This window comes from Gallaecimonas pentaromativorans (assembly GCF_003751625.1).
Classification (GTDB): Bacteria; Pseudomonadota; Gammaproteobacteria; order Enterobacterales; family Gallaecimonadaceae; genus Gallaecimonas; species Gallaecimonas pentaromativorans.
In genome coordinates, this window is sequence record NZ_RJUL01000006.1 from 74585 (window position 1) to 87735 (window position 13151).

The 13151-nt window shown below is 59.9% G+C and carries 14 protein-coding genes; 3 read left to right on the plus strand and 11 right to left on the minus strand.

All coding sequences use genetic code 11. The annotated features are described in order from the left end of the window. Nucleotides 1-4: 4 nt before the first annotated feature. Nucleotides 5-364, minus strand: a complete 360-nt coding sequence (locus EDC28_RS11795) for a response regulator (protein ID WP_123421731.1) — start codon at nt 362-364, stop codon at nt 5-7. Beyond that, nucleotides 361-630 (minus strand): STAS domain-containing protein, encoded by a 270-nt coding sequence (locus tag EDC28_RS11800; protein WP_123421732.1) that lies wholly within the window; start codon nt 628-630, stop codon nt 361-363. Before EDC28_RS11800 ends, EDC28_RS11795 begins: the two co-directional genes overlap by 4 nt. Before the next feature lie 179 nt (nt 631-809). Here EDC28_RS11800 and EDC28_RS11805 point away from each other — a divergent pair, with 179 nt between their 5' ends. Continuing rightward, on the plus strand, nt 810-1541 hold the full coding sequence (locus EDC28_RS11805; RefSeq protein ID WP_244946587.1) for a CLCA_X family protein: 732 nt from the start codon (nt 810-812) through the stop codon (nt 1539-1541). Here the strand turns inward: EDC28_RS11805 and EDC28_RS11810 are convergent. Continuing rightward, nucleotides 1528-2685 (minus strand): benzoate/H(+) symporter BenE family transporter, encoded by a 1158-nt coding sequence (locus EDC28_RS11810; RefSeq protein WP_123421734.1) that lies wholly within the window; start codon nt 2683-2685, stop codon nt 1528-1530. The genes EDC28_RS11805 and EDC28_RS11810 overlap by 14 nt on opposite strands. A gap of 63 nt (nt 2686-2748) precedes the next feature. Here EDC28_RS11810 and EDC28_RS11815 point away from each other — a divergent pair, with 63 nt between their 5' ends. Next, on the plus strand, nt 2749-3270 hold the full coding sequence (locus EDC28_RS11815; protein WP_050659970.1) for a helix-turn-helix domain-containing protein: 522 nt from the start codon (nt 2749-2751) through the stop codon (nt 3268-3270). 27 nt (nt 3271-3297) lie between these two features. Here the strand turns inward: EDC28_RS11815 and EDC28_RS11820 are convergent, their stop codons facing one another. From EDC28_RS11820 to EDC28_RS11845, 6 genes are all read right to left on the minus strand, one after another. Then, entirely contained in the window at nt 3298-4677 is a 1380-nt protein-coding gene (locus EDC28_RS11820) for a family 43 glycosylhydrolase (protein WP_123421735.1), read from the minus strand. A 193-nt stretch (nt 4678-4870) separates the two neighbouring features. Further along, on the minus strand, nt 4871-5626 hold the full coding sequence (gene kdsB / locus EDC28_RS11825) for a 3-deoxy-manno-octulosonate cytidylyltransferase (protein WP_123421736.1): 756 nt from the start codon (nt 5624-5626) through the stop codon (nt 4871-4873). Then, nucleotides 5623-5811, minus strand: coding sequence for a Trm112 family protein (locus tag EDC28_RS11830; protein ID WP_050659967.1), 189 nt, complete (start codon nt 5809-5811; stop codon nt 5623-5625). Before EDC28_RS11830 ends, kdsB begins: the two co-directional genes overlap by 4 nt. Further along, on the minus strand, nt 5801-6769 hold the full coding sequence (gene lpxK / locus EDC28_RS11835; protein ID WP_050659966.1) for a tetraacyldisaccharide 4'-kinase: 969 nt from the start codon (nt 6767-6769) through the stop codon (nt 5801-5803). The genes EDC28_RS11830 and lpxK overlap by 11 nt, the downstream gene beginning before the upstream one ends. Continuing rightward, nucleotides 6769-8550 carry a lipid A export permease/ATP-binding protein MsbA gene (gene msbA, locus EDC28_RS11840; protein ID WP_123421737.1) on the minus strand — a complete coding sequence of 594 codons (1782 nt, stop codon included), beginning with the start codon at nt 8548-8550 and terminating at the stop codon, nt 6769-6771. Before msbA ends, lpxK begins: the two co-directional genes overlap by 1 nt. A 2-nt stretch (nt 8551-8552) precedes the next feature. Further along, nucleotides 8553-10640, minus strand: coding sequence for a DNA internalization-related competence protein ComEC/Rec2 (locus tag EDC28_RS11845; protein ID WP_123421738.1), 2088 nt, complete (start codon nt 10638-10640; stop codon nt 8553-8555). Nucleotides 10641-10674: 34 nt separating this feature from the next. Between EDC28_RS11845 and EDC28_RS11850 the strand changes: the two genes are divergently transcribed. Beyond that, complete coding sequence (locus tag EDC28_RS11850; RefSeq protein ID WP_050659963.1) at nt 10675-11190, plus strand: DUF2062 domain-containing protein; 516 nt, start codon at nt 10675-10677, stop codon at nt 11188-11190. 25 nt (nt 11191-11215) lie between these two features. On the opposite strand, the gene EDC28_RS11855 is transcribed toward EDC28_RS11850, so the two are convergent. Both EDC28_RS11855 and lolD read right to left on the minus strand, forming a co-directional pair. Continuing rightward, nucleotides 11216-12448 carry an FtsX-like permease family protein gene (locus EDC28_RS11855; RefSeq protein WP_123421739.1) on the minus strand — a complete coding sequence of 411 codons (1233 nt, stop codon included), beginning with the start codon at nt 12446-12448 and terminating at the stop codon, nt 11216-11218. Beyond that, entirely contained in the window at nt 12445-13113 is a 669-nt protein-coding gene (gene lolD, locus EDC28_RS11860) for a lipoprotein-releasing ABC transporter ATP-binding protein LolD (RefSeq protein ID WP_050659961.1), read from the minus strand. The genes EDC28_RS11855 and lolD overlap by 4 nt, the downstream gene beginning before the upstream one ends. Nucleotides 13114-13151: the final 38 nt, after the last annotated feature.

The following is a 13151-nucleotide window of genomic DNA, read 5'->3' on the forward strand; positions in this document are numbered from 1 at the left end:
GCCTCTATCGTACCTTGTTGACGGTTTTTAGCAGGGTATCGGGGTTGAAGGGTTTGACTATCCAGCCGGTGGCGCCGGCGCCTTTACCCTCGGCCTTTTTCTCGGCCGAGCTTTCAGTGGTGAGGATAAGAATGGGGGTAAATTGGTAGCCGGGCAGCGCCCTTAGGGCCTTGGTCAGGCCAATGCCGTCCAGGTTGGGCATGTTGACGTCGGAGATCACCACGTCATACTGGCTGACCCTGGCCAGCTCCAGTGCCTTGGCGCCGTCTTCGGCGCATTGCACGTCAAAGCCAGCACTTTCCAGGGTAAATTGCACCATTTCGCGGATAGAAGCGGAGTCGTCGGCAGCAAGGATCCGGGTCATGACTGTCCCTCTTGTTGGCCTGGCAGGGCAAGCATGGCCTCGACGCCAGCCAGGCTGGCCGCCTGATACAAGGCGTCGGAGTGGGCTTCCCAGGTCAGTTGATTGGCCAGTTTCAGTTTCAACAGCAGTTGCAATCCAGCGACATCCACCTGATGCACATCCTTCACGTCAACTACAAGCTCTTGTTTTTGAAAACCTTTCCATGAACCCCACAGTTCGGGTGTCTGGGCAACGGTCAGGCGTTGAGGTAAGCTGATGCGTTCCATGTTTTCACTTTGTTAAATCCCCAACTAGTTATAGCAAGGCGCCACAACTTTGCTGGCAAACCAAGGAAAAATACCCAGATGTTTTACAAGGTCTTTTTCCTGCCAAAGGCAGGTCTGAAGGGGTGATGGAGCCCTCGCGCATCAGCCGCCCCTTCTTTAGGCGTGGCCCGGATTACCGTATGGGAGAGGACCGCAGCTTTGCCGAGGTGCGGGCGCAGTTTGCCCTGGCGGGCGTGAAGGTGGGGGCCTGGGTTAGCAGCGAAGAGCAGCAGTTGGCAGCCAATCTGGTATTCGATGCCCTGGCCGACTTGGCCTGGGTGATGAAGGTGCCACCAGAGCTTCTTGGGCTAAGAGGCAATCTGCAACTGGCTTTTGGCACAAGGGGCCAGCGCAACGTGCAGGCCCATTACGAGCCCGCCACCCGCATCCTAGCCCTGGCTAAAAACGCCGGAGCCGGCGCCCTTGCCCATGAGTTTTGGCATGCCTTTGACCACCACATCGCCCGCCATCTCTACCCTGACGCCGGGCCTCGGGAATTGGCCTCGCACCTGTGGCTGACCGAGCGCCGCCAGCACCCTCACCCCTTGAATCAAAAACTGAGCGCCCTGTTACAAACGGTGCTGCTAAGTCGCGACGCCATGGAACCCAGCGATTACGTGCGCCGCGCCATCGCTCTTGATGAGCAGCGCTCAAGCCTCTATTTCAGCCAGCCCACCGAGCTTCTGGCCCGAGCCTTTGAATCCTGGGTGCAAGACAGCGCCGAGATAACCAACCATTACCTGGTGAGCGGTACCCAAAAAAGCACGGCCGCCAAACAGGGCGCCTTCCCACAAGGCGAGCATCGGCGCCGCTGCGCCATGGCATTTGCCGATTACTTCTCGGCCCTTGGCGCGGCCCTTAGCGGCGGCTGAAAAACACCAGGCTAAGGCCGCCTATCACCAGCCCCCAAAAGGCGCTGCCAATACCCCAAAGCGACATCCCGGAGGCGGTTACCAAAAAGGTGATAAGGGCCGGCTCGGTGCTGGCGCTATCGGCTAGCGCCCCTTTGAGGCTGCCGGCAATGGTGCCCAGCAGCGCCAAACCGGCCAGGGCCATCACCAGCGCCTTGGGCATGGCGGCAAAAAGCGCAACGATACTGGCGCCAAAGAGCCCGGCCAGCAGGTAAAAAACGCCGGCGGCAACGGCGGCCTTGTAGCGCTGGCGCGGCTCTTGCCCGGCCTCTTCTCCCATGCAGATGGCAGCGGTTATGGCGGCAAGGTTAAAGGCAAAGCCGCCAAAGGGGGCCAACAGCAGATTAACAAGGCCGGTGCCGGTCAGCACCTTGGAGATGGGCACCTCAAAGCGGTGGCTGCGAAGTACCGCGACGCCAGGTAGGTTTTGGGAAGCCATGGTCACCAAAAAGAGCGGCAGCGCCACCCCGAGGATGCCCGAAAGAGTGAACTGCGGCGTTACCCACTGGGGGGTAGCCAAGGTGAGGCTAAGGGCCGGGCCGTGAAATAACCCCAATAGCAGCGCCAACCCCACTCCCACCAGCAGTACCAGCAACATGGCATAGCGAGGCAGCCACCTTTTAGCCGGTAAATACACCAGCAGCATCCCCCCCACCAGCCAGGGGCTGGCTGCCAGCTCGGTAAAGATACCGGTGCCAAATTGCACCAAAATGCCGGCCAGCATGGCGTTGGCAAGGGGCATGGGAATGCGGTCCATCACCTTTTCAAACCAGCCGGTCAGGCCGCTGGCAAGAATAAGCAGCGCCGACACCACAAAGGCGCCATAGGCCTCAGCAAGGCTATGGCCACTGAGAGCGGTAACCAGCAGCGCCGCTCCCGGGGTGGACCAGGCGGTTAACACCGGCACCTTGTAGCGCAGGGAAAAGCCGGCGGAGGTGAGCGCCATGCCCAGGCCCAGCGCCAAGATCCACGAGCTTATCTGCCCTTCATTGGCGCCAGCGGCCCTGGCGGCCTGGAAGATAATGGCCACCGAACTGGTAAAGCCCACCACCACCGCCACAAAGCCGGCGCTAAGGTGGCTTAGAGAGAAAAACTGGCGACGCATGACGGCTCCTTGTACGCTATAACGCACAACAATCTAGCATTCGTGCGTTATAGCGTACAAGCCATGGATCCATTAAACCAACAAATTCAGCAGGTCCTCAAAATCGCGCGGGCTGACAAGGGCTGGAGCTTGACCAAGGCCGCCGAGCAAACCGGGGTGTCCAAGGCCATGCTCGGGCAAATTGAGCGGGGCGAGTCGAGCCCCACCGTGGCCACCCTGTGGAAGCTCGCCACCGGCTTTGGCATTTCTTTTTCTGCCTTTTTGCTACCGGGCGTCCCCTCCCCTCTGGCCGATGTGCAAGACATGACGGTGGTGACCTTGTTTCCCTTCGACAAGACAACCGGCCTGGAAATGTTTGCCATCACCCTGGCGCCCGGCTTTACCCGCCAATCAGAGCCTCACGTTTTTGGGGTTATCGAGCATGTGGTGCCCGTCGATGGCGCCATGGAAGTGCTGCATCAGGGCCAGTGGCAGCCGCTGGCAAGAGGTCAGGGCCTTCGCTTTGACGCCAGCCAGCCCCACGGTTATGCCAATCCCGGGCCGCTGCCGGTAACCTTTCATAACGTGATTTGCTACCCCCATTAAAAAACCCGGCGGCGCCGGGTTTTTCCTTTAGTAGCGGGGCCAGCCGCTGGCATCCCAATTGAGCTTACTTATCAGCAGCTTGGCATTGCCGTTATCGTCGGCGTCGTAGGCGTGGCGCACAATGACGTTATTGCCGACCATATCCTCGCCGCCCGGGCCCACCCAGCGGGCATTACCGCCGTCGAGCAGGCTGCCACCACCGTTCATCATGTCCACCCCGTTTTTATCAAGATAGGGGCCGGTAATGCTGGTGCTGCGGCCATAACGGATCTGATAGGTGCTGTCGGTCCCGGCGCAACACACCCCGGTTGACACAAAGAGGTAGTAATAGCCGTTTCGATAGGTGATGGACGGCGCCTCGATACCCCCGGAACGGGCCGCCAGGCTGTAAAGGCTGCCGGTGGGTTTCATGGTGCTGCTGTTAAGGCGAGTCAGCTTGATACCGCTGCTCCAAGACCCCAGCACCAGCCAGGGCTTGTTGTCGCGGTCGATAACCAAGTCGGGGTCGATGGCGTTGTAATTACTGGCGGTGGTGGTGTTGATCACCAGGCCTTCGTCTTGCCAGTTGTCGCTGGCCAGACTTTCTGCCGACAGCAGCCCGATGGCCGACACCTTGGAGCCAAAAGTGGAGACCGCGTAATAAAGCCAGACCTTACCGTTATAGGCTTTTACATCCGGGGCCCAGACATCGATACCTTGTTGGTCCGGCACGTAGTTTTGCCACCAGCCTAGGCCGTTTGGCAGCACCGAGGGCAACGGCTGCCAGGTCAAGCCGCCATCATAAGAGACCTTCCGGTAAATGCCGGGGCCGGTTTGAAACTCGTACCAGGTGCCGTTCTCAGCCATGGCGGTAGGGTCATGGGTGCCAAGGTCTCCTGAAAGCGGCCAGTGGTAACTGGCGCCGGTATCGAGGGACTCAAAAGCCCAGCGCTGGATATCCAGGCCGTTGTCGGTCCATTGGGAGACATTGGCGCCGTCGGAGCTATCCCAGTTGTATACCTCCATGGCCTTGCCGGTCGCCGCGTTAATCACCTTGAAAGTGCCATCGCCTTGATCGCTCAGCTGCCAGTTCTGAATGGCAAGGCCGTTGGCGCTCCACTGGCTGATATTGGCGCCATCGCTGGTGTCCCAGTCGTAGACTTCGGCGGCGCCGCCCCCGGCCAGATTGGTGATGCGGTAGTTGCCATTGCCAAGGTAGCTGACCTGCCAGTGCTGATTGGAGGCATTGGTCTGGCGGTACTGGATGATGTTGGTGCCGTCGGCGGCGCTGCCGTTGACCAGATCCAGCACCTTACCGGTGAACTTATTGCGAATAACATAGGTGCCGTTATCCACCTGCTGGACGGCGACAGCGCTGGTTGCCAGGGGCAACAGCAGCAGCCCCAGCATCTGTTTTTTGCTGAACATAACCTTTTCCTTATTGTGGTGTTGTCACTGCTTGATGCAGTTCGGTATGCGGGCCTGGTGGCGATCCCCCCAAGGATCGGCGCCGCAAATTAAAATTATCGTAATACAAAAACAACAATCACAACATGGAGAAAGGGACAGGCAGGGCAACCAGTGCGCTGGCATGAAAAAGCCGCCCTGAGGCGGCTTTTTATCAGCAGAACAAGCGGTTAACCCGCTCTAAATCGTCCGGGGTGTCGATACCCGCCGGCGGCAGCTCACAGGCGTCGGCAACGATAATACGCTCGCCGTGCCACAGTACCCGCAGCTGTTCGAGGGCTTCGAGTTTCTCGATGGGGCTTGGCTCAAGGCTGGCGTAGCGGGCCAAAAAACCGGCCCGGTAGGCATAAATGCCTAAATGGCGGCGAAGGGCGCTACCTTCAAGCTCGGGCTTTTGCCCGGCCAGCACCTTGTCGCGCTGGGCAGGAATGCTGGCGCGGCTGAAATACAGCGCAAAGCCGGCTTTGTCGGTCACCACTTTTACTGCGTTGGGATTCACTGCTTCATCTTGGTCGAGGATGGGCGTTGCCAGGGTCGCCACGGCGGCATCGGGATGGTCGGCCAGCAGTTTGGCCACCTGGCTTATCACCGCCGTGGGAATAAGGGGCTCGTCACCCTGGACATTGACAATGATGGTGTCGCTATCGAGCCCCAGGCGCCTTGCCACCTCGGCCAGGCGGTCGGTGCCAGACTCGTGATCGTTGGCGGTCATCATCACCTGGCCGCCACTGGCGGCAACGGCTGCTTCGATACGTTCGTCGTCGGTTGCCACCCAAACCGCCTCGGCGCCGGCGGCATTGGCCTTGTCCAGCACGTGTAGCACCATGGGTTTACCAGCGATGTTCAATAGCGGCTTGCCCGGCAAGCGGGTAGAGGCGTAACGGGCCGGAATAACGACCACAAAACTCAAGGCAGCACCTCGTCCAGGCTCAGTTTGCGCGCTTCATCGGGGAGCATCACCGGAATGTCGTTACGGATGGGATAGGCCAGCTTGTCAAAGCTGCAGCACAGCTCGCTTTTTTCTTCGTCCAGTTTCAGTTTGCCCTTGCAGATAGGGCAGGCAATCACATCCAGCAAACGCTTATCAAAGGCCATGACGGCTCCTTAAAGTTTCCAGTACCGCTTGACACAGTTGCGGGCCAAAGGCGGCATCAACCGGCACATAATACCAATGCTCGGGGGCAAAGGCCTGGCATTTGACCGCGTCTTTTTCGGTCATCACCAGGGGCCCCTGAACGTCCTTGAAATCGGCTTGAGTAAAGTGGTGGTGGTCGTTAAAAGCCAGCGCTTCGGTTAGCTGATAACCGCGCTGGCGAAGGCTTTGGAAAAAGCGCTCGGGGTTGCCGATACCGGCAGCGGCGCTGAGGGTCTCTGGCAATGCCTGCCACTGTACCGGGCTGTCATCACAAACCCGGCGCGGCAGGCCCTGGTTAAGAGTCATGGCGAACTGGCCGGCGCCAGCATCGTTGCCGTTCACCACCACAAAATCGACGCTATCAAGGCGCCAGGCCCCTTCGCGAAGTGGCCCCGAGGGCAGCAGGTAGCCGTTGCCCAGGCGCCGCTGGCCGTCCATCACCACGATTTCGATATCCCGGGCCAGAGCGTAATGCTGCAGGCCGTCGTCGCAAATAAGCACGTCAATGCTGTGATGGGCCAGCAGCAGTTCGATGGCGGCGCGCCTATCGCCCCCCACCGCCATGGGAAGATTGCTGCGTTTGACCAGCAACCGCGCTTCATCTCCTACCACATTGGCCTCACTTTGGGCCGAGACCAACGCCGGGAAAGGCCCTTTGGCGCCATAGCCCCTGGCGATAAGGCCGGGGCGAAGCCCTGCAGCCTTTAGGGCTTCGGCCAGCGCCAGCACCACCGGGGTTTTACCGTTGCCCCCCACCGACAAATTGCCCACCACCACCACCGGCACCGGGGGTCGGTAGTGCTTTTTAAGGCCAAGGGCGAAGAGTTGGCGGCGCAGGGCGCTTATCAGCCAGAAAAGCCCGGTCAGCGGCAATAATAGCCAGGCGCGCCAACCGGGGTTTTGGTACCAAAAATCCATCAGTTACCGAACTGCATCTTGTAAAGGCCGGCGTAGTTGCCGTCTCGTTCCAACAGCTCGCTGTGGGTGCCCTGCTCGAGGATCTCACCGTGGTCGAGCACCAGAATTTGGTCGGCGTTTTCGATGGTGGACAGACGATGGGCAATCACCAGCGAGGTGCGGTTTTTTTGCAGCGCTTCCAGGCCCGCCTGGATATGGCGCTCTGACTCGGTATCAAGAGCCGAGGTGGCTTCGTCCAAAATCAGCAGCGGCGCGTCGCGCAGCAAAGCGCGGGCAATGGCAATACGCTGGCGCTGGCCGCCCGAGAGCATCACACCGTTCTCGCCAATCACGGTATCCAGGCCTTCAGGCAGGCGCTCGATAAACTCCATGGCGTGGGCAGTGGTGGCAGCTTGGATGATGGCCTCGCGGCTCACGTCTCCTTCCAGGCCATAGGCGATGTTGGCGGCGATGGTGTCGTTAAAGAGGTACACCTGCTGGCTCACCACCGCGAACTGGCGGCGAAGGTCGTGCAGCCGGTATTGGCGAAGATCGTTACCGTCAAGGCAAATACAGCCGCTGTCGATGTCGTAAAAACGGGTCAGCAAGGAGCTGATGGTGGTTTTGCCGGAACCCGAACGCCCCACCAGGGCAATGGTTTTGCCAGCCGGTACCTCGAAACTGACGTTCTTAAGGGCCGGCTCTTCCTTGGTGGGGTAGCTGAAGGTGACGTCTTTAAAAGCGATGTTGCCCTTGGCACGCGCGGCAAGAGTTAAGGTGCCGTCGTCCACTTCCACGGCTTTGTCCAGCACCTGGAAGATGGAGTCAGCGGCGGCAATGCCCCGCTGCATCTCGGAGTTAACGTTAGTCAGGCGCTTTATTGGGCGCATCATCATCAGCATGGTGGTCACCAGGCCCACAAAGGCGCCGACGGTCAACTCGCCAGAATGGGCAAGGGTGCCGGCAATGTACAACACCAGCGCCAGGCCGATACCGGCCAGCAATTGGATAAAGGCATCGGAGCTGCCTTGGGTGGCCAGCACCTTCATGTTTTGCTGACGATTGTGGTTGTTGATGTCGCCAAAGCGCTTGGCTTCCATCCCTTCAGAGCCAAACAGCTTCATCACCTTGTTACCGCTGACCATCTGTTCCGATTTGGCGGTCACCCGGCCCATGGCGGCCTGAATTTGCAAACCGAGCTTTCGAAAGCGGCGAGACACAAACTTCACCGAAAAGGCGATGGGGGGGATCACCAAAAAGAACACCAGGGTCAGCTGCCAGCTGTAGCTGAACATGGTGTAGACCAGGAACAACACATAGGCGCTTTCGCGCACCAAGATAAGCAGCGCTTTGGTCACCGAGTTGGCCACCAGCTCCACATCAAAGGTGATCTTCGAAATAAGGGTGCCAGGGGTGGTCTGATCAAATTCTTTGATGGGAAAACGGATAATTTTTTCAAAGAGTTCCTGGCGCAAGGATTTAACCACATGGCGCCCCACCCAGGCCAAACCATAGTCGGCCATAAAGGAGGTGATGCCACGGGCAATGAACAGCACAATCACCACAATGGGCGCCAGCATGAACATATCGCCCGCCGGGCTCATGGCCCCGCCGTCTGCCGGCGCCTGGCCGGTACCAAAAGAGGTATCCAAAAAGGGCCCCATCAGGCGTGCAAAGAGGGCTTCAAAACCGGCGTTGGCCACCATACCCACAATGGCCAGAGCCAGGCCCAGGCGAAAAGGCACGGCGTATTTCAGCAGCCGCTTGTAGGTATCCACTCGGGAAGAATTTGTATCTAACATGCTCAAGGTTCTTTGCATTTGAGGCCGCTAGTGTAGCCGCAGCGCTTGGCTTCGCCAACATCAGTAGCCTCCCACCACAATGCTTTAAGGCCCTGGCACCCGCTCTTTGCACAAAAAAGCGCCCCTTGGCGGCCGGTATCCCAGATAGCACTGCCGTTAGCGCGGTAGCGGGCCAACACTTGTGGTGCCGGAAAACCAAAGGGGTTTTGCCAGCCGCGGCTAAAAACGGCCAGGCGCGGGTTCACCTCTTGGATAAACCCCTCGGAAGACGAACTTTTTGAGCCGTGATGAGGCACCGCCAGCCAGTCGGCTTCGGGCCAGTGCCGTAGCGCTTCGCTGCCTTGGCTGATATCGCCGGTAAGCAGCAAGGTGTGCCCGGCGATTTGGGTAAAGAGCACGCAGGAGCGGTCGTTGTCTTCACCGCCTGGCGCCTCTGGCCACAAGGATTCCAGCACGCCGCCTTGCCAAAACCAGCGCTGCCCGGCGATGCAGGGCGCCTCGCCTTGGTCGGGCTGCCCAGCCAAAACAGGCGCAGAGAAGGCCGCGCGCCCGCCCACATGATCTTTATCGCTATGAGACAGCACCAATAGCGCCAGCGGGTGGCTGGCAGCCAGGCGCCTGGCGCCATCGGTGGCCCAGAGGCCAGGGCCGGTGTCCACCAGCACCATGGCCTTTGGGGCGATAAGGGCGGTGCTGGTGCCCTGCCCTACATCCAAAAACCACACCCCGCTGCTTTGTGGCCTAAGCCCCCAGGCCATCAACCAACAGAGCCCCAGCGCCAGGCGGCTACGGCCATTAAGGGGTAAGGCGGCGATAAGGGGCAGCAATAACAATCCCAGCCAGGCCGCCGGCATCTCGCCTGGCAACCAAGTAAGGCCAATCATCAGTACCGCCAGCAACTGGTCAGCCAGCCACCAAAGCCCAGGCACCACCAACCCCGCCAGCAGCAGCGGCATCACCAGCAGGCTAATAAGGGGCACCGCAAAGAGGTTGGCAATCAGGGCAAAGGCTGGCACTTGGCCAAAGAGCCAGCTTTGCAGCGGCCACATCAGTACCCCAAGCCCCAGTTGCAATGTGATAAGCGAGCGCCAGCCGCGCCCGGGAAAGCGCCACAGCACCAGTAAAATAAGGGCGACGGCAAAAAACGACAGCCACAGCCGCGAGTCCAGCAGCACCATGGGGTCTAAGGTGGCAAACAGGCTCAACAGCCCCAGCCATAGCCTTGCCCCTTGCAATGGCCGGCGCCAGCCAAGCCACAGCACCCAGGTACAAAGGGCTACCAGCGCGCGAAGGGCCGGTGGCGCGAGCCCCGACTGCCAGGCATAAAGGCCGGCCATCAGTAGTCCCAACAGCCAGCCCCAGCGCCGGCCGTTACCGGGCAGTAAATGCCCTAAAAAGAGCCCCAACATCGCCACCAACGACACATGAAGCCCGGAGATGGCCAGCAGGTGCGCGGTGCCGGTTTGGGCCAGCAGCGCCCGGGTGTCGGTTGCCATCAGCTGCCTGTCGCCGCTCAAGAGCGCCAGCATCAGCCCTTGCTGACCAAAGCCGGCCAATTGCCGCTCCAGGTAGCGATGCCAGCGCCACTGCCAGCTTGCCGCCCCCTTTATGGCTACCACGTCTTTGACATACCCCACCGCCACCAGACCCATGGCTTTGTCACGCCTTGCACTGGCGCGGCTGCCGGGGTTTAAGCGGTGGCGAAGGGGCTTTAGCTTAGCGCTTGCCGCCAGCACCTGGCCGGGCACCGGTTTTTCCTGGTCGAGATACCAGCCAAGGCGGGCTAAAAAGGGGGAAACCGCTTGGTCATCAAGGCGATAAATTTGCACGTAAAGTGCAGCTTGTTCTGCCAGAACAGTGCCTTCTATGCTATGGTCCTGTGCGGACAGCGCCGGTGGCTGCTGGTGGTAACCCACCAGGCTGGTGTAACAAATACCCACCAGGAAAACCGCCAGGTGGCGCCACTTGAGCACCAGTAAAGCCAGCGCCAGGCCCGCGAAAGCGGCCAAGGTTGCCAGGCTCGGCAGCTGCTCCCATAACAACGGGGTTATCATCCCTGACAGCCAGCTCAGTAAAGGCAAGACTTTCATCCCTTAAGTGGTTCCCTGGAGTGAATAGAGCTTCATGCCTAAGAAAACGATAAAGCGGTTCATGCCGGATCACGCCAAGATCCGTAACCACAAACACCTGAAGATCTTCGGTAGTTTGGTCCATGAACCCAACCTGTGGTGCCTCAACCGTCGCAGCGCGGCCGGCGCCTTTGCCGTTGGCCTGTTCTTTGCCTTCGTTCCCGTTCCTTTCCAGATGCTGCTGGCCGCCGGCGGCGCCATTTTGTTCCGGGTCAACCTGCCGCTGTCGGTTGCTTTGGTCTGGCTCACCAACCCGGTGACCATGCCCCCCATCTTTTATGGGGTCTATAAAGTGGGTTCCTTGATCCTTGGCCGCCATGGCGACAAATTCCACTTCGAGCCCACCTGGGATTGGCTGGTGGGCAGTATCGAGACCGTCGGCCCGGCCTTTTTGTTGGGCTGCTTGGTCTGCGCCAGTGTGGCGTCGCTGATTGGCTACTTCGGCATTTCCTGGCTGTGGCGCTATTCTGTGGCCAAGAGCTGGCAGAAACGAAAAGAACAGCGCCGATAAAAAAGCCCCGCAGTGCGGGGCTTTTTTATGCGCCTGAGAGCACCCTTGCCGGCTGCAACCGGCTGGCGTGAATGGCCGGGTAAAGGGTAGCGACAAGGGCCACCGCCAGGGCCAGCAAGGCCGTTACCACCACATCCCCCGGCAAAATTTGGGTAGGGATGGTATCGGTAAAGTAGATATCCCCGGCCAGGATGGTTTTACCGGTCAGCTGCTGCCAAAACGACAACAACCCCGGCAGCGCCCAGGCCAGCAGGATGCCAAAGCCGGTACCCAGCACCACCCCAAGGCCGCCCAAGAGGCAGCCGCGCCACAAAAACAGCAGGCTGATGGTGCTCTGGCGGCAACCGATGGAGCGCAGCATGGCGATTTGCGGCGCCTCTTCGCGCACCGTCACCATCAGTAGCGAGATGATGTTAAAGCTCGCCACCAGCATGATAAGCCCCACCACCAGGTAGATGATCACCCTAACCATTTGAATGTCTTGGTACAAATGGCCCTGGGTGCGGGTCCAGTTGTCCATGTACAGGGCTTCGTGGGCGCGAAAGCCGATGTCTCTGGCGACCCGGTCGGCCGCAAACACATCGTTCACTTTAAGGCGCAGGCCCTGGGCATGGGTGCTGTCGTTCCAGCCGTTGGCGGTGGCAAGGGGCATGTAGGCCAGGCTGTAATCCAGTTGCCCACCAATTTTAACCACCCCCACCAGGGTCAGCTGATGGCGCCGGGGCGTAGAAAGGCCGCCGCTGCCGGGGGGAGCCACCAAAATACTGAGCTTATGCCCGACCTTGACCCCAAGCTTCTTGGCCAGGGCGTCACCGAGGATGAGGGCGTTGGGTTCGCTTTCAAAGGCCTTGATCATCTCGGGGGTAATGTAGCGGGCAAGGCCGGAGACCTTAATTTCTTTTTCCAAATCAATGCCCCTAAGGGCAAGGGCGTTTAAGTGCTCACCGCTTACCGCCAAGGCGTTGATGCTGCGAAAAGGCGCGACCGCCGCCACTTGTGGGTCGGCCTGGGCCAGGCTGGTGAGGCTCTGGGGGCGCTTTAACTGGCCGCCCATGGCGATAAGCTCCACCTGCGGTACCAGGGACAAAAACCGCTCGGTCAGCACTTTTTGAAAACCGTTCATCACGCTTAGCACCAACACCAGCACCAGGCAGCCAAGGGCCACGCCACTGACGGCCGCGGTACGTAAAAAGCGTTGCAGGCGGTTGAGGTGGCCCTGGCGAAACTGGCGCCAGGCCAACTGGAAACTGAGCATCATGGGTGTTCCAGCACCCCTTTTTTAAGGGCCAACACCCGGCCCATTTTGGCGGCGAGGCTGCGGTCGTGGGTGACCACCACAAAGGCGATGCCAAACTCCTGGTTCAGCTCCTGAATAAGCTGGTAAACCTGCTCACCGCTGGTTTCATCGAGGTTACCGGTGGGCTCGTCGGCCAGCACCAAGCGCGGGGAATTGACCAGCGCCCTGGCGATGGCCACCCGCTGGCGCTCGCCGCCGGAGAGCGCCGAGGGCCGGTGGTTAAGGCGGTGGCTGAGCCCTACTCTGTCGAGCAGCATTTTGGCTCTTTCGGTGGCCTTGGCCGGGCTGTCACCCTGGATAAGGGCCGGCATGGCGGCGTTTTCCAGGGCCGAGAATTCCGGCAACAGGTGATGAAACTGGTAGACAAACCCCAGGTGTTGGTTGCGAAAGCGGCAGCGGGTTTCTTCGTTCCAGCCTTGCATGTCTTCGCCGTCAAACAACAACTGGCCGCTGGAGGGTTGGTCCAGGGTGCCCATCAGGTGCAACAAGGTGCTCTTGCCCGAACCCGATGAGCCAACAATGGCCAGGGTCTCACCGGCTTCAACGCCGAGGTTGACACCGGTCAGTACCGCCGTGTCCATCCCTTCGTCGTGGTAGATCTTGGTCAGCTGTTTACAGCGAAGCACGTTCAATCCTCAATCAGCGCCGCACTGGCGGCGACCTT

Coding starts and splice junctions, on each gene's coding strand:
- EDC28_RS11820 (WP_123421735.1), bottom strand. CDS start 4,677: ATGTTCAGCAAAAAACAGATGCTGGGGCTGCTGCTGTTGCCCCTGGCA.
- msbA (WP_123421737.1), bottom strand. CDS start 8,550: ATGTTAGATACAAATTCTTCCCGAGTGGATACCTACAAGCGGCTGCTG.
- EDC28_RS11855 (WP_123421739.1), bottom strand. CDS start 12,448: ATGATGCTCAGTTTCCAGTTGGCCTGGCGCCAGTTTCGCCAGGGCCAC.
- EDC28_RS11830 (WP_050659967.1), bottom strand. CDS start 5,811: ATGGCCTTTGATAAGCGTTTGCTGGATGTGATTGCCTGCCCTATCTGC.
- EDC28_RS11850 (WP_050659963.1), top strand. CDS start 10,675: ATGCCTAAGAAAACGATAAAGCGGTTCATGCCGGATCACGCCAAGATC.
- EDC28_RS11845 (WP_123421738.1), bottom strand. CDS start 10,640: ATGAAAGTCTTGCCTTTACTGAGCTGGCTGTCAGGGATGATAACCCCG.
- EDC28_RS11810 (WP_123421734.1), bottom strand. CDS start 2,685: ATGCGTCGCCAGTTTTTCTCTCTAAGCCACCTTAGCGCCGGCTTTGTG.
- lpxK (WP_050659966.1), bottom strand. CDS start 6,769: ATGGATTTTTGGTACCAAAACCCCGGTTGGCGCGCCTGGCTATTATTG.
- EDC28_RS11805 (WP_244946587.1), top strand. CDS start 810: ATGGGAGAGGACCGCAGCTTTGCCGAGGTGCGGGCGCAGTTTGCCCTG.
- EDC28_RS11795 (WP_123421731.1), bottom strand. CDS start 364: ATGACCCGGATCCTTGCTGCCGACGACTCCGCTTCTATCCGCGAAATG.
- EDC28_RS11815 (WP_050659970.1), top strand. CDS start 2,749: ATGGATCCATTAAACCAACAAATTCAGCAGGTCCTCAAAATCGCGCGG.
- EDC28_RS11800 (WP_123421732.1), bottom strand. CDS start 630: ATGGAACGCATCAGCTTACCTCAACGCCTGACCGTTGCCCAGACACCC.